This is a genomic window from Streptomyces sp. NPDC052682, from assembly GCF_040678435.1.
In the GTDB taxonomy this organism is placed as follows: domain Bacteria; phylum Actinomycetota; class Actinomycetes; order Streptomycetales; family Streptomycetaceae; genus Streptomyces.
Window position 1 is genome coordinate 439487 of sequence record NZ_JBFATS010000002.1, and the last position, 19208, is coordinate 458694.

Here is a 19208-nt window from a genome sequence, read left to right on the forward strand (position 1 = left end):
TTCAGGTACCGAGGGAGGTGAGGACTTCGCGCCGCAGCGCCACACGCGCCGGGTCGTCGTGGGCCGTACGGTCGCGGGGCCGGGGCACGTCGCGCACGGCGGTCAGGCGGCCGTCGCCGAGCAGGGCGACGCGGTCGCCGAGGAACAGGGCCTCGTCGACGTCGTGGGTGACGAAGACGACGGTCGCGCCGGTACCGTGCAGCACCTCCACCAGCAGGTCCTGCATGCCGGCGCGGGTCTGGGCGTCCAGGGCGCCGAACGGCTCGTCCATCAGCACGGCCCGGGGCCGGCCGGCCAGGGCACGGGCCAGCTGGGCGCGCTGGCGCTGCCCGCCGGAGACACGGTGCGGCACCTGCCCGGCCTGCGCGGCGAGTCCGACCCGGGCCAGCCAGGCCTCGGCCTGGGTGCGTCGCTCGGCGCGGGGCAAACCCCGGATGGCCAGCGGGAGTTCGACGTTGGCGCGCAGGGTGCGCCAGGGGAGCAGGGCGTCCTCCTGGAAGACCAGGGCACGGTCCGCCGCCGGACCCGTCACCGGCCGGCCGTCCTGCTCGACCGTCCCGGCCAGCGGCGGCAACAGCCCGGCCAGGGTGCGCAGCAGGGTCGACTTGCCGCAGCCGGACGGGCCGACCACCGTGAGGATCTCGCCCGGGGCGACGTCCAGGTCGGTGCCGCGCACGGCGGGGGCGCCGGGACGGCCGAGCGTGACCTCGCGCAGGGTGAGCCGGGTGCCCCGCGTTTGCGCGGCAGCCGCCCCCTGCCCCGCGGTGCGGGGCCCGGCGGCCGGGCGGGTCTCAGACGAGGTGCTCATCGCGTGCCTCCTGGGGTCCGGGCCCGGCCGGGGCGGGCGGCACGGGCACGGCGGCGGCCCGGGGGAGCCGGGGCCGGCCGGCGGGGACGTACGAGGTGCGCGGCAGCCAGCGGGTCAGGCGGCGGCCGAGCAGTTCCACGGCCGTGGACGTGACCCAGCCGAGCACGCCGATGGTCACCATGCCGACGAAGACGCCCGGGTAGTCGACGACCGTGTAGTCCTGCCAGGTGCGGTAACCGACGCCGTACTGGCCGGAGATCATCTCCGCCGAGATCACGCAGATCCACGACACGCCGATACCGACCGACAGCCCGCCGAACACACCGGGCAGCGCGCCCGGCAGGACGACCGAGCCGAGGATCCGCCACCGCCCGCCGCCCATCGTGCGCACCGCCTCCTCCCACACGGGGGTCAGCGCGCGGACCGCGTGCCGGGTGGAGACCAGCACCGGGAAGAAGGCGGCGGCGCAGGTGATGAAGACGATGCCCTGCTCGTTGGAGGGGAACAGCAGGATCGCGACGGGAACCAGGGCGATCGCCGGAATCGGGCGGACCACCTCCAGCAGCGGGCCGAGCAGGTCCTCGGCGAGCCGCGAGCGCGCCACGAGCACGCCCGTGGCCACGCCGAGCACGGCCGCCAGCAGGAAGCCGGTGAGGATGCGGGTCAGGCTGTCGGTGAGGTCGGTCCAGTAGTCGGGGCCGGACAGCCGGGCGGCGAAGGCGCGGGCCACGTCCGTGACGGTCGGGAACTGCGAGAAGCGCAGCCACAGGTTCACGTCCAGGCTGGTCAGCAGCTGCCACAGGCCCAGGGCGGACAGCAGCGAGGCGGCGCGCAGCGCGTACCGGGTCATGACGCCCGCTCCAGCGCGTCGGCGTACGTGACGACCCGCGCGCCCCCGTGCCCGGCGACGTACGCCTGGGCGGTCTCCGGGGCGACGAACGGCAGGAGCTTCTCGCCGTCGGCCACCCACACCGCCTTGTCGGCGAACCAGAGCGTGCCGGTGGTGGCGTCGGGGACGTAGGCGGCGCGGATGCCGTCCTGGTGTCCGGCGACGTACCGCAGCAGCTCGGCGGGGGAGGGGAAGGTGCGGGTCTGCTCGGCGCCCTTGGGCCAGACCTCGCTCGCGGCCGGCGCGGGCCGCGCGGCCAGGCGCCGGGCGTAGGAGGCTCCGAGGGCCTTCCTCACGTACTGGTCGTCGACGAAGGAGTCCACGTCGATGTCGCCGGTCAGCTTCGCGGCCTTCAACACCGGCACGTCCTGCTTCAGGGCGGAGACGAGCTGCGGCTTGACGGCCGGGTCGAAGGTGGCGATGCCGTGGGCGCCGTTGTAGAGGTAGACGACCTCGGCGGGCAGGCCGGTGGCCCGGGCGACCTTCTCGGCGGCGGCCACCGGGTGGTCGTTCAGGTAGTCGGTGGCTTGGGCCTGGGCCTTCAGGAACGCCTCCAGCACGGCCGGGTGCTGCTTGGCGAAGTCCTCGCGGGCGGTGACGCCGTGGAAGGTGGGCAGGTTCAGCCGCGCACCGTCGTACAGGGCCTTCGCCTTGCCCTGGAAGGCGAGCAGGCCCGGCCAGGCGACGAACTGCGACAGGGCGTCCGTACTGCCGGCCGCGAGGGCGGAGGCGCCCACCGCGGGCTGCTGGTTGAGCTTCTCGATGCCCTTGGCGGGGTCGATGCCGGCGCGTTGCAGGGCCCGTACGAGGGTGCCGTCGGCGGCCGAGCCGACGCTCGTGGAGACCTTCTTGCCCTTCAGGTCCTTCAGGGAGGTGAGCTTCGAGCCGGGGGCGGTGACGACGGTGTTGAGGCCGCCGCGCAGGTTGTAGCCGGTGACCGACACCAGGTGGGTGGGGCGGCCGAGCTGCTTGCCGCGGGCCGCGTTGATGAGCAGCGGGAAGTCGCCCATCGAGCCGATGTCGATCTTCCCGGCGGTCATCTGGGCGGTGATGGGGGCGCCGGTGGCGTAGTCCTGCCAGTCCACCTTGTAGGTGTGGCCGTCGTGGAGGGCGTTCAGCTGCTTCTCGAAGTAGCCGAGGGAGCGCAGCAGGGTGCCCGCGGTGACGGTGTTGATGGTCTTGGACTGGTAGCCGACCGTGACGGTGACCGTGGCGCCGTCACCGGCCTCGGCGCTGCCGCCGCAGGCCGTCAGCGGCGCGAGCAGGAGGGCGGCGGACAGGGCGAGTGCGGTGTTCTTCAGGGGACGCATGGGAGTTCGGGCCTCTCACCGGAGCAGATAGGGCATGTTGACCGTGACGGCTCCGGTGGGACAGCGGGCCGCGCACGGGCCGCAGTACCAGCACTCGTCGACGTGCATGTAGGCCTTGCCGGTGCTGTCGTCGATCGCGAGGGAGTCCAGCGGGCACATGTCCACGCAGAGCGTGCAGCCGTCGATGCACTTCGACGCGTCGATGGTCACGGGCACGTCGGCCCGCTGGGGCACCAAGGGCATGGCTGTCTCCAGGGAGGTGCTGCGGGGATGGGTGAGGTCACAGGGACCGGTGCAGCAGACCGCTCATCGTGATGCGGTCGCCGCGGAAGCGGATGAACTCCAGGTCCACCGGGCGGCCGTCCGCGAGGTGCGTGAGGCGTTCCAGCATCAGGACGGCGGCGCCGCGCGGAGCCTCCAGCACGGCGGCGGAGTGGGCGTCGGCGGTCACCGCCTCCAGGGTGATCTCGGCGTGGCCGAGCGGCCGGCCGGTGACGGCTTCCAGGAGGCGGAAGACGTCGGTGTTCTCCAGGTCCTCGCCGAGCAGGTGGGTGCCGATGTCGAGGGGGATGTAGGTGAGGTCCAGGGAGAGGGGGAGGCCGTTCAGGCGGCGCAGGCGTTCGATGTAGAGGACGTCGGTGCCGGGCGGCACCCGGAGGCGTTCGGCGACCGGGGCGGGTGCGGGGGCGGGGCCCATCGTGCGGACCTCGTTGGTGACGCGGCCGTGTTCGCGCAGGGTTTCCGCGAGGCCCATCAGACGGTCGAGGCCGTGGGGGTACTTACGGCCCACGACCACCGTGCCGACGCCGGGCTGGCGTGCCACGAGGCCTTCGGCGCGGAGCAGGTCGAGGGCCTGGCGGACGGTGTTGCGGGAGGCGCGGTAGTCGGCGGCGAGGGCGGACTCGTGGGGGAGGGTGCCGTCGGGGTGGGCGCCGGTGAGGATCTGGTGGCGGAGCAGGTCCGCCAGTTGCCGGGCCCGGTCCGCACGCAGCCGGCGCCGCGTGCGGTGGGCGGCGACGGTGGTCGCCGCGCCGTGGCCGGCGGCGTCTCGGATGCGGTCGGTGGGTGGCATGGCCGGAACCATACCTATCCGGTGGGAATAGTGGTGTTGCGAGAGTGTTGCGCCATCCTTCGGGGCGTCAGATGGCGCGTTGACCTGCGGTTCTCCGCCGGGGCCGGGCAGATCCGCCACCGGTTGCCTGCCATCCCGGTGTCCCGGCCGGCCCGGGTCGTCAGTTGAGCGCTGTCAGCCCCGGGGCGAACGCGATCAGCAGCGGGAGCAGGGGGACCAGCGCCGCCACCGTCGTCGTCAGGGCGCGGTGCCGGCGGCCGAGCCGGGGCGGCGGCTGCAGAAGGCGGTCGACCCGTTCGCCCAGCAGCCGGTGGCTGGAGGCGCAGGACAGTACGCCGCGGTGCTGGTTGAGCTCGATCAGGGCCAGCGCGGTGGTGAGGTGACCGCAGCGCCGGGAGGCCGTGTCGTCCGCGGCCAGTTCGACCAGGCGGTGCGTCTGGTCGCAGAAGTGGGCGAACAACGGCACCCGGGGGAAGCCCGTGGCCAGGGCCGTCGACAGGTGCAGCAGCCAGTCGTGGCGGGCCCGGGCGTGGCCGCGCTCATGGGTGAGGACGGCGTCCACCTGGTGGTCGGTGAGCCGGTGCAGGGCCCCGGTGGTGACGATCAGCTGCGGCGGGCTGCCCGGCATCCACCAGGCGTCGGGGTACTCGTCCTCCAGGACCAGCAGCGGACCCCGGGCGGCGGGCAGCCCGGCGGGCAGATCGGGGGCGCGCTCCCGCAGGTGGGCACGCGCCTGGGCGCGACGCCGGCGCGCCTCGACGAGCTCACGGGCGAGCATCGCCGTCGTCCAGGCGGCCCCGCAGGCCAGCAGCACGGTGAGCACGGTCGCCCAGACCGGCGCCGAGGACAGGTCGTACGCCTCCGTGACACCCGGCGGGGCCGGGGCGAACAACTGGGCGCGGACGGTGCCGAAGACGGCGGCGGCGCCCAGCGCGAGCGCCGACAGGCAGCACAGCAGGACGGTGGCCACCAGGCACTGCCACACCCACAGCGCCACCACCGGCTCCCGTTCGGGCCAGGAGGCCCGCGTCAGTGCACGGGGAACGGGAACAGCGGCCGTCACGGCGACGGCACTCAGCAGGAGCAGGCAGACGGTCATGCCACGGGCTCCGGTTCCTGGTCGGAAGAAGGGCGGCTTCAGGTCGTGCGGTGCCGGGCGGCGGCCGTGCACCCCCTGCGCCGAGGTACCGGACGCCCCTGCGTCGAGGTACCTGACGCGCACATGCGCACCGCCCGACGCCAAGTATGACGGCGCCGGGCGGTGCGAGGCAGGGGTCGCCGGACATCGGACACGAACGAGGGCGGCCGCCCGTCGGTGGGGGCGGCCGCGCCCGCGCCTCACTCCGACGGCACCACCCGCCCCGTGACCTCCCCGAGCCCCACCCGGAGCCCGCCCGGCCCCGGCGCCCAGGCCGTGAGCGTCACCACGTCGCCGTCCTCCAGGAACGTCCGCTTGCCGTCGGGCAGTTCGAGGGGGTCGCGGCCGTTCCAGGTCAGCTCCAGCAGCGAGCCGCGCTGGGACGGCTCGGGGCCGCTGACCGTGCCGGAGCCGTACAGGTCGCCGGTGCGCAGGGAGGCGCCGTTGACGGTCATGTGGGCGAGCTGCTGCGCGGCCGTCCAGTACATGGTGGAGAACGGCGGCTCGGAGACCACGTGCCCGTTGATCGCCACGGAGATCCGCAGGTCGTAACCGCCGGGCTCGGCACCGGAGTCGTCCAGGTACGCCAGCAGCGCGTGGGTCCGCTGCGGCGGTGCCACCCGGGCCTCCTCCAGGGCGTCCAGCGGGGTGATCCACGCCGACACCGACGTGGCGAAGGACTTGCCGAGGAACGGACCGAGGGGCACGTACTCCCAGGCCTGGATGTCGCGCGCGGACCAGTCGTTGAGCAGGCACAGGCCGAAGACGTGCTCGCGGAAGTCGCCGAGCGGCACCGGTGTGCCGAGCCGCGACGGGACGCCGACCACGAAGCCCACTTCGGCCTCGATGTCCAGCCGGACGGACGGCCCGAACACGGGCGCCTCGTCGGCCGGGCCCTTGCGCTGCCCGGACGGGCGTACGACGTCGGTGCCGGAGACCACGACCGTGCCGGAGCGGCCGTGGTAGCCGATCGGCAGGTGCTTCCAGTTGGGGGTGAGGGAGTCGGCGGCGTCGGGGCGGAAGATCTGCCCGACGTTGCGGGCGTGGTTCTCGGAGGCGTAGAAGTCGACGTAGTCCGCCACCTCGAAGGGCAGGTGCAGGGTCACCGAGGACAGCGGGTGGAACAGCGGGGCGACGGTCTCCCGGTGCGACGGCACCGTCACCCACGCCGTCAGCGCCCGCCGCACGTCCGACCAGGCGGTGCGGCCCGCGGCCAGCAGCGGGTTCAGGGACGGCTGCGCCAGCAGGGCGGCGTACGGGGAGCCGAGCGCCCGCGCGGCCGCGCCGGCGTCGAGGACGTGGTCGCCGAGCCGGACGCCCACGCGCCGTTCCGGCGAGCCGGGGAGCGAGAACACGCCGTAGGGCAGGTTGTGCGGGCCGAAGGGGTCGCCCTCGGGGACATCGAAGGGGGGCATCGGGTGCTGCCTCGCTTTCGTGTGCGCCATGTGCTCCACGAGTCCGTGGGTGGGCCACACGTTACGTGCACCGCGCCCGTCCTGGGCAGAACCGGAGGGGCCGCCTGGGGCGCTCCCGCACCGGAAGTTATCCACAGAACGGGAGGCAATCTTGACGGAGCGGTGCGAACAGGGCGACTCTGAGCGGGTGCCGGAAGGCCTCGGGGAGGGGGCGGTCCAGGGCACATCAGGGGGGCGGATGGCCAGTGGAGGGGCCGGCCGCGGCTTCGCGCACGGGGGCTCGCAGCCGAGACGGCTGGAAGAGACCATGCGCGGCCGACTGGGCCGGGAATGCGTGTACGTACCGTCGTGCCGGTTCGGGTTGTACGTGGCGTTGCGCCACTGGTGCCCGCCCGGCGGACGGGTGCTGATGTCGCCGGTCAACGACGACGTCATCTTCTTCGTCGTGCTCGCGGCCGGACTGCGGCCCGTGCAGGCACCGTTGCACCCGCTCGACGCCTCCCTCGACATCGATGCCGTGCCGGACGAGGTGTGGGGTTCGCTGTCCGCCGTGCTCACCACGAACCTGTACGGCAACCCGGACCCGGCGCCCCGACTGCGGGCCAGGTGCGACGCGTTGGGTATCCCGCTGTTCGAGGACGCGGCGCACGCCATCGGCAGCGAGACGGGCGGCCGGCCGGTCGGGGCGTGGGGCGACGCCGCCGTCTTCAGCCTCTCCAAGCACGTCGGCGCCAAGGCGGGCGGCATGCTCGCCCTCGCCGACCCGGGCCTGCGCGCGGCGGTGGAACGGACCCGCGCCGAACTGCTCCTGCCCCGCCGCCCCACCGCCGAACTCGCCTACGCCGTACGGCCGTACGCGGAGGCCGCGGTCCGCGGACTGCGGCTGCGCGGCGCCGCCTGGGCGGCGATGCGGCTGCTGGGGCTGACCGAGCGCGAGGAGATCCGGATGCCGCTGCGTCCGCGGGAGCTGGCCCGCGCCGGCCGGTCGGCACCCGGCCTCGACGCGTACGACCCGTGGGTACGGGTCGACATGCACGACTACCGCCTCACGCCCGGCCGGCCGCGGCTGCGGCGCATCGGGCGGAAGCTGGAGCGGCTGGACGAGGTGCTGGCGGCCTGCCGGGCGGGCACGGAGCTGCTGCTGTCCACGCCGTGGGCCAAGCCCACCGGCGCCGCTCAGCCGCTGTTCCGGGTGCCGCTGTTCGTCGCCGACCGGGACGCGGCGATCGCGGCCCTCGCCCGGCGGGGCATCGTCGTCGGCTACCTCTACGACCCGCCCCTGGACGACTACGCGGGCCCGGACTTCACCGATCCCTCGCCCGCCCCCGAGGCGGCGCGCTGGTTCGCCCGGCACGCCCTGCCGGTGGACCCGCTGCGTGCCCGGGAGGCGGTCGAGGTGCTGGAGCGGTGCGGGGCGAGGCCGGTCCAGGCGCCGGGAGGACGGGAACCCCAAGGGCTGAGCAGGGGAGGGCTGGGTCCCTCCCGTGGCTGAGGCCCAGGTGCACGAGCACGCCGAGGCACGCGCCGCCGGCCGGTCGCGGGCCGCCCCCGGCGGGCACGGCTCCGACTCACTGTTCAAGAACGCCTACTTCCTGATGCTCAGCACCGGCGTGTCCGCCGTGCTCGGCCTCGGCTTCTGGCTGGTGGCCGCGCGGTACTATGCGGAGGAGGCGGTCGGGCAGGGCTCCGCCGCCATCGCGGCGATGCGGCTGCTGGCCAGCATCACGGCCACGACGATGATCGGCGCCGTGGTCCGCTTCGTGCCCCGCGCGGGACGCCGGACCGCGCGGCTGGTGTGGGGCACGTACGCGGCCAGTTCGCTGATCGTCGCCCTGGCCGCGTGCGTCTTCCTGCTCACCCTCGACCAGTGGGGGGCGTCGTACGCGCCGCTCGGCACCCCGGCGGCGGGCGCGGTGTTCGTCGCCGCGTGCGTGGCCTGGGCGCTGCTCACCCTCCAGGACGGGGTGCTCACCGGGCTGCGCAAGGCCGAGTGGGTGCCGGCCGGGAACGCGGTGTTCTCGGTCGGGAAACTCGTCCTGCTGGTCGTCTTCGCCGGGGCCATGCCGGTGCTCGGCATCTTCGTGTCCTGGGCCGTGGCGATCGCCTTCTCCACCCTGCCGCTGGGCTGGCTGATCTTCCGCAGGCTCATCCCGCGCCAGGCCGCCGCCGACCGCCACCTGCAACCCCCGCAGGTCCGCGAGATGGGCCGGTTCCTGGCCGGGGACTCGCTCGGCGCGCTGTTCAGCCTGGCGATGATCAACCTGCTGCCGGTGATGGTCGCGGTCCGCTTCAGCGCCGCCGAGAACGGCTACTTCTACGTGGCGTACACCGTCGGCGGCACGATGGAGTTCATGGCCATCAACATGGCCTCCTCCCTCACCGCGCACGCCTCGCACGACCCGCGGCAGCTCGCCGACGGCGTCCGCGGGGCGCTGCGCCGCATGACGCTGCTGCTGGTGCCGGTGGTGCTGGTGCTGGTGCTGTTCGCGCCGCAGATCCTCGCGCCCTTCAGCCCGGACTACGCCGAGCACGGCACGACGGTGCTGCGGCTGCTCGCCCTCGGCGCGCTGCCCAGGGTCGTGGTGGAGCTGTACATCGGCGTGCTGCGCGTCCAGGGCCGTACAGGCGTGCTCGCCGCGCTCCAGGGCGCGATGTGCGCGCTGGTGCTGGGCAGCGCGGCCGTGCTGTTCACCCCGGCCGGAATCGCGGGCGCCGGCTGGGCGGTGCTGCTGAGCATGACCCTGATCGCCGTGGTGTCCGTCACCGGGCTGCGCTCGGCGCTGCGCCGCGGTGAACGGCCCGCGGACCGGCCGCCGGACACACCGGCCTACGGCACCCGCTGGGCCCGGCTGAACGCCACCGCCGGGTACGGCACGAGCTGGGCGCGCCGGGCCGCGTACGCGCACCAGAACACCGACGAGGACACGGTCACCCTGTTCATCGGCAGCCCCGGGTACGAACGGGAGGCCCTGCAGGCGGACACGCTGGCGTTGATCGTCCGCCCGCACCACCCGGACGCCGGTGACGCGGGCGACCTGGGCGACGCGAACGACACCGACGCGCCCGAGCGGGACCGGACCCGCCCGCTCCAGGACGGCACACCCCAGGACGGCAAGCCCGGCCCCCGGCAGCAGAAGGCCCCGCGGGCTCCGGCCCCGCCCGAACAGCCGGAGCAGGCCCCCCGGGACCACCCCGCTCTGCGAGGTGCTCTCTGGACGGTGCTCGCGCTGGCCACCGTGCTCTACTGGGCGGCCCTGCGCGACCAGCCCTGGCTCGGCGGCGACGCCACCGCCACCCGGCTCACCGGGCGTCAACTGCTCGAGGACCTCCCGGTCACCGCGCTCGTGGCGACCGCCCTGCCGCTCGTCGTGTTCGTGGCGTCGGTGACGCTGTGCGCCCGGCGCGACCCCTGGCTGCCCGGAGCCGCGCTCGCCGCCGCGCTGCTCGCCCTGTACGCCGCTCCGGTGGCGCTCGGCCGGGCACCCCGGGCGGTCGGCGGGGCGTGGTACACCCAGGCGGCCGGCGCCCTCGCGGACGCGGCCGGACTCGACGGGCCCGGGCCGCTGCTGCGCTGGATACCGCAGGCCTGTCTGCTGCTGTGCCTCGTACCGCTGGGGTCACTGCTCACCGGCCGGGCCGGCGGGCGGCGGGCCTGGCCGGCCCGCTGGGGCGTGCTGTACCTGATCGCGGTGGGCTGCTGGGTGTGGCGGGACGACCTCGCGCCCCTCGCCCCGCCCCTGTTCGTCCTGCTGGCCGTGCCGGCCCTGCTGCTGCCGTACCGGAACCGCACCGGGGACGGGGCTCAGCGGGGCGGCACCGGCTGGTGGAAGTAGCGGTTCCGCCCCGCCTCCCGGTAGCCCTCCAGGCCCGGCCCGTCGTTGACGGTCAGATCGCACACGGCCTTCTCGGAGGTCGGCCGGTTCCAGTGCACCAGCGCCTTCACCTTGGGCAGCTGCCGCACGGCCTCGGGGATCCGGGCGTACCAGTCGCGCTGGCGCCGCGGATCGTCCGGGTCGGGCGCGGTGGCGAACTCGGCGAGCATCACCGGCTTGTCCTCGGAGATGTTCGCCCGCAGCCACGCGTAACCGGGCCGCTGGCTGCGCAGGAAGTCCTTCCAGTCGGTGGTGCCGTGGCACCGGTAGTAGTTGTACTGGTCCATGGCGATCCAGTCGACGTACGCGTCCCCCGGGTACAGCGCCTTCATGTCCCTGGCGCTGCCCAGGTAGCCGGATACGGTCCACACCCACACCACGTTGCCGGCCCCCAGCTTCCGGAACCGGTCGTGGAGATGGCGGTAGGCCGCGACGAACTCCTCCGGGGTGCCCGCGCCCTCCTTGATCCGGGCGTCGGTCTCCTGGTCGAAGGAGAGGAAGATCCGCTTGCCGTAGGCCTTGATGCGGCGGATCTGCGGGTCCAGGATCTCCTCGTCGTACTTCCCCGAGGCGATGTTCTTCCAGCCGAGCTGGGTCTCCGTCCAGCCGGCGTGGTGCGGCTCGGTCCAGATCGTCGACTCCCAGGCCAGCATCAGCAGCCGGTCCTCGCCCAGTTCCCGCTCGTCGGGGGTGAGCAGGTGGCCGTCCCGCTCGGTGCCCGACATGTCGTGGTAGTTGTACACGAGGTCGAGCCTGCGCCCGATCCGCTTCTCGAAGCCGAGCACCGCGTCCTTGAGCGAACCGTTCGCGGCGTAGGGCACATAGGCGCCCCACCAGGCACCGCAGGGCGGGACCAGCGTGTCGGTGGGGGCGCACGGCCCGGTGGGCAGCGGGTCCGAGGCCCCGGGGGACGTCGCCTCCCGCGCGCCGCCGGCCCAGATGCCGAGCCCGGCCAGCAGCGCGGCCACCGCCACCAGCACCACGGCCGTGTAGGTGCGCCTGGCGCGCCCCATGTCCGTCTCCCCACGCCACCTGGGCGGCCTGCGCAGCCCCGTCATGTGCCACCGCCGGAGGGCCCGTGGGTGGCGCGTTCGGCGGCGCCGCGCCGCGCGGCGGGCAGCGGCAGCCCCGGCAGGGCCGCCACGACCGTGGTGAAGACGGCGAGCGAGACCAGGAAGGCGGTCATCGAGAAGCCCTTCACCAGGAACAGCGAGGTCGCGGTGAGCACGCCGAGCGAGGCACTGATCGGCGCGGCGAGCGCGACGGCCTCCAGCCGGGCACCGGGGGCCAGCCCGCCCGGCTGCGGGTACAGCGCCGCGCAGCCCGGGCCGAACAGGGTGAACAGCAGCACCGGGATCCAGCGCAGCGGGGACGGCCCGGGCACGGCGGTCGCGGCCAGCGCGACCCAGCCCGAGGCCGCCACGACCACTCTGACCTGACTGACCTTCGACGTCACGCGCATCACCGGATCACCTTGTGGTCGTTCCTCGGACGGCCGGGCGGTACTCCAGAACGACTCCGTACGGATGGCGCTCGACGGTCCGGAACAGCGGCGACCTCGACAGCTTCGCCCGCAGGGTCGCGAAGCCGCCGGCCGGCAGCAGGCCCTCGCCCGCGGTGTAGACGTCCTGGGTGCGGGTGAGGAGGACGTACGCCCGGGTCCCCGGCGGGATGCCGTCGGCGAGGTACCGGGCCGGGTCCTTCAGCATCCTCTCGTTCTCGGGGAGTTCCTGCTCGGCGAAGAACCAGTGCTCCAGACGGTCGTAGCGGTGCAGCGCCTGCGGGAAGGAGCCGCTGGTGGCCAGGATCAGCGAGCCGTCCGGGGCGTCGTCGAGGGCCCGGGTGACCAGCGCGGTCTCCTCGGGCGGCGTGTAGTACATCTTCTCCTTGCCGTAGTACGACGGCAGGAACCCGGCAAGCAGCGCCAGCAGCACCGCCGGCAGCACGAACGCCGAGGCCCTGCGCCACCGGGCCTTCGCCCGACTGCGGTGGGTGCCCTCCAGGGCCGGTACGAGCGCGGCGGCGGCGAAGAAGGCGGCACCGGGCATGCCGAAGAGGTAGACGCGGAAGAGCATCTCGCCGCCGTAGTCGTTGACGGCGAACAGCGGCACCGGGGCGGCGGAGACCAGCAGCAGCGGCAGCGCGCTGCGGGTCAGCCGGCGGCGCAGCACCACGGCGGCCCCGGCCAGGGCGGCGACCGCGAGGACCATCAGCACGTTGGCGGTGCCCGCCAGTTCCGGGCCGGGGCCGGTCAGCTGCCCCGCGTAGCCGGCGCGGGAGTTCTGCGTCAGCTCGCCGATCGACTCCTTCAGGGTGGAGAGCGTCTCGACGAACAGCGGCCGCCCCATGGTCAGGTCCCAGGTGAGCATCAGCAGCGCGGCGACGGCCAGCAGCCCGAGGTTGCGGTAGCGGCGGGTGAGGTTGAGGGCGAGCAGGCAGATGCACAGCATCACCGGGGTGAGCTGGTGCGTGGCGTTGACGGCGGCGATCAGGGGGGCGAGGATCAGCACGCTGACCGCGCGCTGCCGGTTGCCCGTGGGCGGTGGCACCGGGGCGGCGGCCGGGTCGAGGAACGTCCGGTCGCGCAGCCGTCCGGCGGAGCCCGGGCGCACGAAGTGCCGCAGCACCACCGCGATGACCGACAGGTGCAGCAGGTAGGCGAGCCCCTGCGGGGCGAAGTAGTCCTGGCCCACCCAGTTGGCGAGCTGGAAGATCCACACGGCGGTCCACACCAGGCGCCAGTCCTGGCAGAAGGTGCGGTAGATCAGCACCAGCACCGGGATCGTCAGCAGGCCGAGGACGATCGGCGCCCAGTTGGCGTACACGGCGGCGCTCTGCACGCCGAAGGCGCGCACCAGGCCCGCGTTCAGGGTGAAGAAGCCGGGCCACTGGTCGTAGGCGGACATGTTGCCCGACAGGGCCGCGTGCGGCCGCAACTCGCCGTTGCGCAACAGGGTGTTGACGACCGCGTCGTGTTTGGAGGACCACGGGTAGCGCACCGCGTCGTACAGCACCGCGGGGGGCGCCTTCAGCGCGCACAGCAGCGCGGCGCAGTGCGCGGCGGGCCACCAGGGAGCGGTGCCCGCGCGCCGCAGACTGAGCACGAAACCGGCGGTGAGGACCAGCAGCGAGAGGTAGTAGGCGGGCGGGAGGCGGTCCAGCAGGCCGTAGTCGCCCATGTGCCGGAAGCCGATGCGGGGCAGTGCGTACCCCCACAGCGCGGCGGCGAGCAGCAGGGTCAGCAGGCCCGCGTCGGGCGGACGGCGCGGGATCCACCGCGCCCTCCGGTCCCCGCCGGACGTCGGAGCGCCGGGGCCGGTCGCCGGGGCGGGAGCGGGCAGCACACTGCTCTCAGCGGTCGGTACAGGCACATGTTGCTGCACGCTGGGACTCCCCTCCCCCGGGCCAAGTATAGGAATTTCGACTGCTTTTCACACCAAAATCGACAGAGTCGGGGGAGACCTCCCGGGCGGCGCGCGGCCGGGGTCAGCCGGCGAACACCGGACCGCGCACGACCGCCCGGGCCCTGCGGTACCACCGCCAGCCGACCGTCCTCGGGCCGTCCCGGTAGGGCGCGACCCGCGCCCCCGAGCCCGCGAGCCAGGCCTCCACGTCGGCGAGGGTGTGGCCGCGCCGCACGATGAGCCGGGCGATGCGGTACGGCTCGTCGCGGTCCGAGCTGAGCGCGTGGCGCACGGCGGTCGCGGTCTCGTACCCGGCCCGGGCCGCCATCGCCCGCACGCGCGGGCTGCTGTAGCCGTGCGGGTAGGCGAGATGGTCCACGCCATGGCCGAGCGCGTCCTCCAACTCGGCCTTGGAGGCGCGCAGTTCGTACGCCAGGTCCTTGGCGGACAGCGTGTCGAGCTGGGCGTGGGTGACCGTGTGGCTGCCGATCTGAATGCCGTAACGTTCCAGCTCCGCCACGCGGGCCAGGGACATCATCGGCGCGGGCGGCAGGAGGCTGCGGCCGCCCGGGGCGAGGGCCCCGGTGGTGAGGTACGCGGTGGCGGGCAGCCCCCGCTCGGCCAGCGCCTCGGCGGTGGGCCCGGCCAGGTCGGCGAACCCGTCGTCGAAGGTGAGCAGCACCGGCCGGGGCGGCAACGGGGCCCGGCCCGCCAGGTGATCCGCGAGCGCGCCGATGGTGACGGGCGTACGTCCGCTGGCCACGACGGCGTCCAGCTGGGCCGCGAACTGCCGTGGGGTGACGGTGAACTCGGCGATCCAGCCGGGCGGTTCGTCCATCACGGCGTGGTAGAGGAAGACGGGGATCCGCCGGCCCACCGCGTGGGCGGCCGTCCGGCGTGCTCCTCCCGCCGCCCGGGGTGCCCCTCCCGCCGTCCGGGGTGCCTCTCCCGCCGCCCGGTGCCCGGGCCTCGCCGTCGTCCGCCGGGGCGGTTCCGTCGTCGGGCCTCTTCCGGTGACGTCGTCCTGGGCCGTCATCTCGACCTCCGATCGTCTGTGCGCAGGGCGCTCCGGGCGCGGGCGTAGCCGAGCGGGCCGTGGAGCATGCCCCTGCGCTGGAGGCGGGACAGGCGGGCCGGCCAGGGGTGGGTGCGGGTGTCGTGGTCGCCCGGTGAGCCGGTGGCGTCCGCGTCGCGGCGGGCGGTCAGGGCGCGGGCGTGGGCGAGGCCGCGGGGCAGCCGGGCGAGGAACGCCGGCAGCAGGGACGGGCGGCGGACCAGGAGCGCGGTGAGGTACGCGGTCAGTCCGGCCCCGTAGCCGTACGCCTGGGTCTCCAGGTCCCGCCAGGTGTCCCGGTGGTGGTGCCACACCAGGGCCTGCGGCGTGTAGCGCAGCCGGTGGCCCTCGGCCAGGACGCGGACGAAGCCGTACAGGTCGTCGCCGCCCCGGGCGGCCGTGCCCGCGCCGGTGGCCGGGTCGAAGCCGCCGACCGCGCGCAGCACCCCGGTGCGGAAGGCCATGTTGGCGCCGGAGCCGAACCGGCCCGCGGTGAACGGGAACAGCGGCTCGTCGGCGGGCGGGTGGAAGGGGTCGTACGTCCGTGGGGTGAAGCCCTTGGAGAAGCCGCCGTGGCTCTCCAGCAGCACCTGGGCCGGTGTGCTCAGCCGGGCCGGCAGGATCAGGCCGGTGGCGCAGCCGAGGCGCGGGTCGGCGGTGAAGGGCGCGGTCAGTTCGGTCAGCCAGCGCGCATCGGCCACCACGTCGTCGTCGGTGAAGGCGACGACCTCGCCGCGGGCCTGTGCGACGCCCCGGTTGTGGGCGACGGCGAGGCCGGGCACCGGCTCGGTCACGTACCGCACGCGCTCGGCGTACTTGCGCGCGACCAGCTCGCGGGTCCGCGTCGTCACAGGGGCGTTGTCGACGACGACGATCTCGAAGTCCGGGTGGTCCTGGGCCAGCAGCGAGTCCAGGGCGCGGGCCAGCTGCTCCGCGCGTTCCCGGGTGGCGACGACGACCGTGGCCGGCGGCGGTGCGGGTGGTGCCTGCGGCCGGTCCTCGCCCGCCCGTGCGGCCAGGTCCCGGGCGGGCGGGGCGAGCACGGACCGGGGGTCCGCGCCCGGCGGGACCCGGCCGAGCAGCGTGCCGACCGGCCTGCCCCGCTTCCTGACCAGCACGAACACCTCGCCGGACGTCACCGGCGGGCTGCCGGGCCCGGGGTGGAGCCAGACCTCCTCCCCGTCCAGGTCCAGCTCGGCGACCTGCAGCGGTGCGATGCTCAGGAACCGCCGGATCTCCTCCTGCGTGCGCGCTGTACGGGACATGTGCCCCTCCCCCTCGTGGCCCCCTGTGCCCCTGTGCCCCCGTGCGCCGTCACGCCCGGCGCAGCCGGGCACCGGCCTTCAGCGTCCGCGCGGCCAGCGCCGCGAGCCGCGGCCGGCCGCGCACGAAGCTGTGCGCCCGGCGCGCGGGCTCGCGGCTGAGCCAGTGCAGCGCGGCGCCCGCCCCCGGACGCGTCACCGCGCCCTCGTACACGGGCAGTTCGCCCGTCTTCAGCGCGTCCTTGTACTCGGCCGCGCCCCGCCCCATGTCGAGCATCCCGATGCCCCCGGCCGCCGCCGCCTCGGCCATCCGCAGGTGCAGCACCAGACCCGGCGAGTACTTCGCGAACCGCGGGTCGTACGCCGGGAACCAGCAGGCCAGCACCGAGGCCGAGCGCAGCCCGAAGTGCGCGGCGACCGGCCGGCCGCCGGCGTACAGCACCGAGAGTGTGCCGCTGCACTCCGGCGCCCGGGTCCCGGCGAGCCGGGCCACCAGCCGGGTGATCCACTCCTGCGCGAACCGGTCGCGGCGGCCGGTGCGGCGGTACTGCGCCGACTTCCACTCCATGAGGGTGCGCAGCGCGGCCGGGTCCCGCTCGTCGAAGACGAACCGCACCTCGCCGACCTGGCGGCCCAGCCGCCGCTCCTTGGCGAGGGTGGTCCTGAGGAACTTCGGCGACTGGGCGCGCAGCACGGACTCGTACGTCTCGTAGCCCTTGGCCACGTCGATGACGTAGGCGGGGTGCTCCTCCGCCGCGTACGGCGTGAACAGCTGCTGCTCGGCCTCCAGGTTGTCGAAGACGTAGCTCGACAGGGAACAGCCCCGCAGCAGCGCGCCGGTGTCCGGGCGCAGGCCCGGCAGCAGCACCGCGCCCTGGCTGTCCGACACCCCGAGCCCGATCGCCCGGCCCTGCCCCAGCGCACCCTGCTCGTAGGGCAGGAAACCGACCGGCTCCCGCCCCTCGTACAGCACCGCGACCCGGGCCCGCGGCCGTACGCGGCCCACCGCCTCGGTGAACTCCGGCTCCATGAAAGGGTTGCGCGGCGCCTGTGACCCGGCGCGCAGCTCCCGCCAGCGCTCCCTCTCCCCCTCGCCGAGCTCCTCGGGCATCAGCACGCGCATGCGTCCACTGCGTCCGTTGCTCAACCTGACCCCCCGATCAAGTCCCCCCTGGACACTTGGAAGGTACCGCCCGGGACCACCAAGGCGGTAGGGAGCGGAGCATCTTGTTGCCAAGTGGTGCGAAGACCTTCAACCGTGCGGTAACCGGCCATGCCGGAAAGGCCTTTCCGGGGCGGGAGGCGTGCGGCAGGCGATGAGTCGGACGGGTCCGCGGTCCGTATTCTCTGATCATGGCCGCACCCCTCGCTTACTCCCTCATCGCCACCGACCTGGACGGAACGCTGCTGCGCGGCGACGACACCCTGTCCGACCGGTCCTTCGCCGCGCTCGCGCGGGTGGCGGACGCCGGTGCCCAGCACCTCGTGGTGACGGGCCGCCCGGCACCGAGAGTGCGGCCGCTCCTGGACGACCTGCGCTGCGAGGGGCTCGCGGTGTGCGGGCAGGGCGCGCAGGTGTACGACGCCGGCGCCGACCGGCTGCTGTGGTCCGTCACGCTGGACCGGGAGCTCGCCGAGACCGCGCTGGAGAAGGTCGAGGCCGAGGTGGGGGAGGTGTACGCGGCCGTCGACCAGGACGGCGTCGACGGGCTCACGCTCATCGAGCCGGGCTATCTGATGCCGCACCCGACCCTGCCGGCGCTGCGCGTCGCGCGGCGCGCGGACCTGTGGTGCGCGCCCATCAGCAAGGTGCTGCTGCGCCACCCCTTCCTGTCGGACGACGAACTGGCGGCAACGGCACGCGCGGTGGTGGGGTCCCTCGCTTCGGTGACGATGTCGGGGCCGGGCACGGTCGAGCTCCAGCCGTGCGGCATCACCAAGGCGACCGGGCTGGCGCTGGCCGCCGAGCACCTGGGTCTTGGCCGGCACGAGACGATCGCCTTCGGCGACATGCCCAACGACATCCCGATGTTCGAGTGGGCCGCCCACGGCGTCGCGATGGCCAACGCCCATCCCGAACTGAAGGCGGTGGCCGACGAGGTCACCCTGTCGAACGAGGACGACGGCATCGCCGTCGTCCTCGAGCGACTGTTTCCCGGCAGCCGGCTCTAGTAGGGCCCGAAGACGTTGTCGATCGAGCCGTACCGGTGGGCCGCGTAGTTGCAGGCCGCCGTGATGTTGGCGACCGGGTCGTAGGGGTCCCAGGACGTGCCGTCCACGTGGTACGCCTGGAAGGTCGGGTCGATGACCTGCAGCAGGCCCTTGGACGGCGTGCCGGCGGCGGCGTTGGAGTCCCAGTTGTTGATGGCCAGCGGGTTGCCGGACGACTCGCGCATGATGTTGCGGTAGATGCCGTCGTAGGACCCCGGGATGCCCTTGCGCGCCATGATGTCCAGCGCTTCCCGGATCCAGCCGTCGAGGTTGTCCGGGTACGTCGTCACCGAGGCCTGGGTGGCCTGGGCGACGGACGCGGCGGGCTTCGCGGCGGGCTGGACGGCGGGCTTCGCCGCCGGCTTCGCGGCGGTGGACGACTTGGTCGCGCCGGCCTTCTTCTCGCCGGCGTCCGCCTCGGTGGTCCTGACCTTCAGCTTCAGGCCCGGGTGGATCAGCCCCGGGTTGTCGCCGACGGCCGTGCGGTTGTCCTTGTAGAGCTGACGCCAGCCGCCGCGCACGTCGTACCGGTCGGCGATGCGGTAGAGGGTGTCGCCCTTGGCCACGGTGTACGTGAGGGTCTTGGGGGGCTGGACCACCTGGGGCGCGGTCCGGGCGACCGTGGCGGGCGCCGTCTGCGGGAGCTGGGCGGCGTTCGCGGTCGTCGCGGCCAGCAGGGGGAGGGCGAGCGCCGCCCCGCCGGTTCCGGCGGCCACGACACCTCGGGTGAGCGGATTGGTTCTGGGGCGGCGGTGCTTACCTCGTCCGGGCAT

The 19208-nt window shown here is 74.2% G+C and carries 17 protein-coding genes; 3 read left to right on the forward strand and 14 right to left on the reverse strand.

Annotated features, from left to right (window positions below; all coding sequences use genetic code 11):
- Window position 1: 1 nt before the first annotated feature.
- From AB0K80_RS04495 to fahA, 7 genes are all read right to left on the reverse strand, one after another.
- Window positions 2-808, reverse strand: coding sequence for an ABC transporter ATP-binding protein (locus AB0K80_RS04495; RefSeq protein ID WP_365665698.1), 807 nt, complete (start codon window positions 806-808; stop codon window positions 2-4).
- Entirely contained in the window at window positions 792-1658 is an 867-nt protein-coding gene (locus tag AB0K80_RS04500; RefSeq protein ID WP_365665699.1) for an ABC transporter permease, read from the reverse strand. The genes AB0K80_RS04495 and AB0K80_RS04500 overlap by 17 nt, the downstream gene beginning before the upstream one ends.
- Complete coding sequence (locus AB0K80_RS04505) at window positions 1655-2998, reverse strand: ABC transporter substrate-binding protein (protein ID WP_365665857.1); 1344 nt, start codon at window positions 2996-2998, stop codon at window positions 1655-1657. Before AB0K80_RS04505 ends, AB0K80_RS04500 begins: the two co-directional genes overlap by 4 nt.
- A gap of 24 nt (window positions 2999-3022) precedes the next feature.
- Window positions 3023-3250, reverse strand: coding sequence for a ferredoxin family protein (locus AB0K80_RS04510; protein WP_365665701.1), 228 nt, complete (start codon window positions 3248-3250; stop codon window positions 3023-3025).
- A 37-nt stretch (window positions 3251-3287) separates the two neighbouring features.
- On the reverse strand, window positions 3288-4079 hold the full coding sequence (locus AB0K80_RS04515) for a GntR family transcriptional regulator (RefSeq protein ID WP_365665703.1): 792 nt from the start codon (window positions 4077-4079) through the stop codon (window positions 3288-3290).
- 160 nt (window positions 4080-4239) lie between these two features.
- On the reverse strand, window positions 4240-5178 hold the full coding sequence (locus AB0K80_RS04520; protein WP_365665705.1) for a M56 family metallopeptidase: 939 nt from the start codon (window positions 5176-5178) through the stop codon (window positions 4240-4242).
- Window positions 5179-5417: 239 nt separating this feature from the next.
- The gene (gene fahA, locus AB0K80_RS04525) at window positions 5418-6632 is read right to left on the reverse strand and encodes a fumarylacetoacetase (protein ID WP_365665707.1); all 1215 of its coding nucleotides are present in this window, start codon (window positions 6630-6632) and stop codon (window positions 5418-5420) included.
- Window positions 6633-6870: 238 nt separating this feature from the next.
- Between fahA and AB0K80_RS04530 the strand changes: the two genes are divergently transcribed.
- Both AB0K80_RS04530 and AB0K80_RS04535 read left to right on the forward strand, forming a co-directional pair.
- Entirely contained in the window at window positions 6871-8124 is a 1254-nt protein-coding gene (locus AB0K80_RS04530) for a DegT/DnrJ/EryC1/StrS family aminotransferase (RefSeq protein WP_365665709.1), read from the forward strand.
- Window positions 8117-10465: a lipopolysaccharide biosynthesis protein gene (locus tag AB0K80_RS04535; protein ID WP_365665710.1), complete on the forward strand. Its 2349-nt coding sequence runs from the start codon at window positions 8117-8119 to the stop codon at window positions 10463-10465. Before AB0K80_RS04530 ends, AB0K80_RS04535 begins: the two co-directional genes overlap by 8 nt.
- Here the strand turns inward: AB0K80_RS04535 and AB0K80_RS04540 are convergent.
- From AB0K80_RS04540 to AB0K80_RS04565, 6 genes are all read right to left on the reverse strand, one after another.
- Complete coding sequence (locus AB0K80_RS04540) at window positions 10435-11517, reverse strand: glycosyl hydrolase (RefSeq protein ID WP_365665712.1); 1083 nt, start codon at window positions 11515-11517, stop codon at window positions 10435-10437. The two genes, AB0K80_RS04535 and AB0K80_RS04540, sit on opposite strands and share 31 nt — an antisense overlap.
- A 41-nt stretch (window positions 11518-11558) precedes the next feature.
- Entirely contained in the window at window positions 11559-11966 is a 408-nt protein-coding gene (locus AB0K80_RS04545; protein WP_365665714.1) for a hypothetical protein, read from the reverse strand.
- Window positions 11967-11973: 7 nt separating this feature from the next.
- The gene (locus tag AB0K80_RS04550; RefSeq protein ID WP_365665716.1) at window positions 11974-13887 is read right to left on the reverse strand and encodes a hypothetical protein; all 1914 of its coding nucleotides are present in this window, start codon (window positions 13885-13887) and stop codon (window positions 11974-11976) included.
- Window positions 13888-13990: 103 nt separating this feature from the next.
- A complete protein-coding gene (locus tag AB0K80_RS04555) occupies window positions 13991-14746 on the reverse strand; it encodes a polysaccharide deacetylase family protein (protein WP_365665718.1) in 756 nt (251 codons plus the stop codon).
- A gap of 194 nt (window positions 14747-14940) precedes the next feature.
- Window positions 14941-16227, reverse strand: coding sequence for a glycosyltransferase (locus tag AB0K80_RS04560; RefSeq protein ID WP_365665720.1), 1287 nt, complete (start codon window positions 16225-16227; stop codon window positions 14941-14943).
- 49 nt (window positions 16228-16276) lie between these two features.
- Window positions 16277-17347, reverse strand: coding sequence for a GNAT family N-acetyltransferase (locus tag AB0K80_RS04565; protein WP_365665722.1), 1071 nt, complete (start codon window positions 17345-17347; stop codon window positions 16277-16279).
- A 230-nt stretch (window positions 17348-17577) separates the two neighbouring features.
- On the opposite strand from AB0K80_RS04565, the gene AB0K80_RS04570 reads away from it, so the two are divergent.
- Window positions 17578-18396 carry an HAD family hydrolase gene (locus AB0K80_RS04570; RefSeq protein ID WP_365665724.1) on the forward strand — a complete coding sequence of 273 codons (819 nt, stop codon included), beginning with the start codon at window positions 17578-17580 and terminating at the stop codon, window positions 18394-18396.
- Here AB0K80_RS04570 and AB0K80_RS04575 read toward each other — a convergent pair.
- The gene (locus AB0K80_RS04575) at window positions 18393-19208 is read right to left on the reverse strand and encodes a LysM peptidoglycan-binding domain-containing protein (protein WP_365665725.1); all 816 of its coding nucleotides are present in this window, start codon (window positions 19206-19208) and stop codon (window positions 18393-18395) included. The genes AB0K80_RS04570 and AB0K80_RS04575 overlap by 4 nt on opposite strands.

Excerpts from the sequence above, each read along its gene's own strand:
- AB0K80_RS04495 (WP_365665698.1), bottom strand. The coding sequence starts at position 808 with ATGAGCACCTCGTCTGAGACCCGCCCGGCCGCCGGGCCCCGCACCGCG.
- AB0K80_RS04500 (WP_365665699.1), bottom strand. The coding sequence starts at position 1,658 with ATGACCCGGTACGCGCTGCGCGCCGCCTCGCTGCTGTCCGCCCTGGGC.
- AB0K80_RS04510 (WP_365665701.1), bottom strand. The coding sequence starts at position 3,250 with ATGCCCTTGGTGCCCCAGCGGGCCGACGTGCCCGTGACCATCGACGCG.
- AB0K80_RS04515 (WP_365665703.1), bottom strand. The coding sequence starts at position 4,079 with ATGCCACCCACCGACCGCATCCGAGACGCCGCCGGCCACGGCGCGGCG.
- AB0K80_RS04520 (WP_365665705.1), bottom strand. The coding sequence starts at position 5,178 with ATGACCGTCTGCCTGCTCCTGCTGAGTGCCGTCGCCGTGACGGCCGCT.
- fahA (WP_365665707.1), bottom strand. The coding sequence starts at position 6,632 with ATGCCCCCCTTCGATGTCCCCGAGGGCGACCCCTTCGGCCCGCACAAC.
- AB0K80_RS04530 (WP_365665709.1), top strand. The coding sequence starts at position 6,871 with ATGGCCAGTGGAGGGGCCGGCCGCGGCTTCGCGCACGGGGGCTCGCAG.
- AB0K80_RS04540 (WP_365665712.1), bottom strand. The coding sequence starts at position 11,517 with ATGGGGCGCGCCAGGCGCACCTACACGGCCGTGGTGCTGGTGGCGGTG.
- AB0K80_RS04545 (WP_365665714.1), bottom strand. The coding sequence starts at position 11,966 with ATGCGCGTGACGTCGAAGGTCAGTCAGGTCAGAGTGGTCGTGGCGGCC.
- AB0K80_RS04555 (WP_365665718.1), bottom strand. The coding sequence starts at position 14,746 with ATGGACGAACCGCCCGGCTGGATCGCCGAGTTCACCGTCACCCCACGG.
- AB0K80_RS04560 (WP_365665720.1), bottom strand. The coding sequence starts at position 16,227 with ATGTCCCGTACAGCGCGCACGCAGGAGGAGATCCGGCGGTTCCTGAGC.
- AB0K80_RS04565 (WP_365665722.1), bottom strand. The coding sequence starts at position 17,347 with ATGCGCGTGCTGATGCCCGAGGAGCTCGGCGAGGGGGAGAGGGAGCGC.
- AB0K80_RS04570 (WP_365665724.1), top strand. The coding sequence starts at position 17,578 with ATGGCCGCACCCCTCGCTTACTCCCTCATCGCCACCGACCTGGACGGA.
- AB0K80_RS04575 (WP_365665725.1), bottom strand. The coding sequence starts at position 19,208 with ATGCCCGGACGAGGTAAGCACCGCCGCCCCAGAACCAATCCGCTCACC.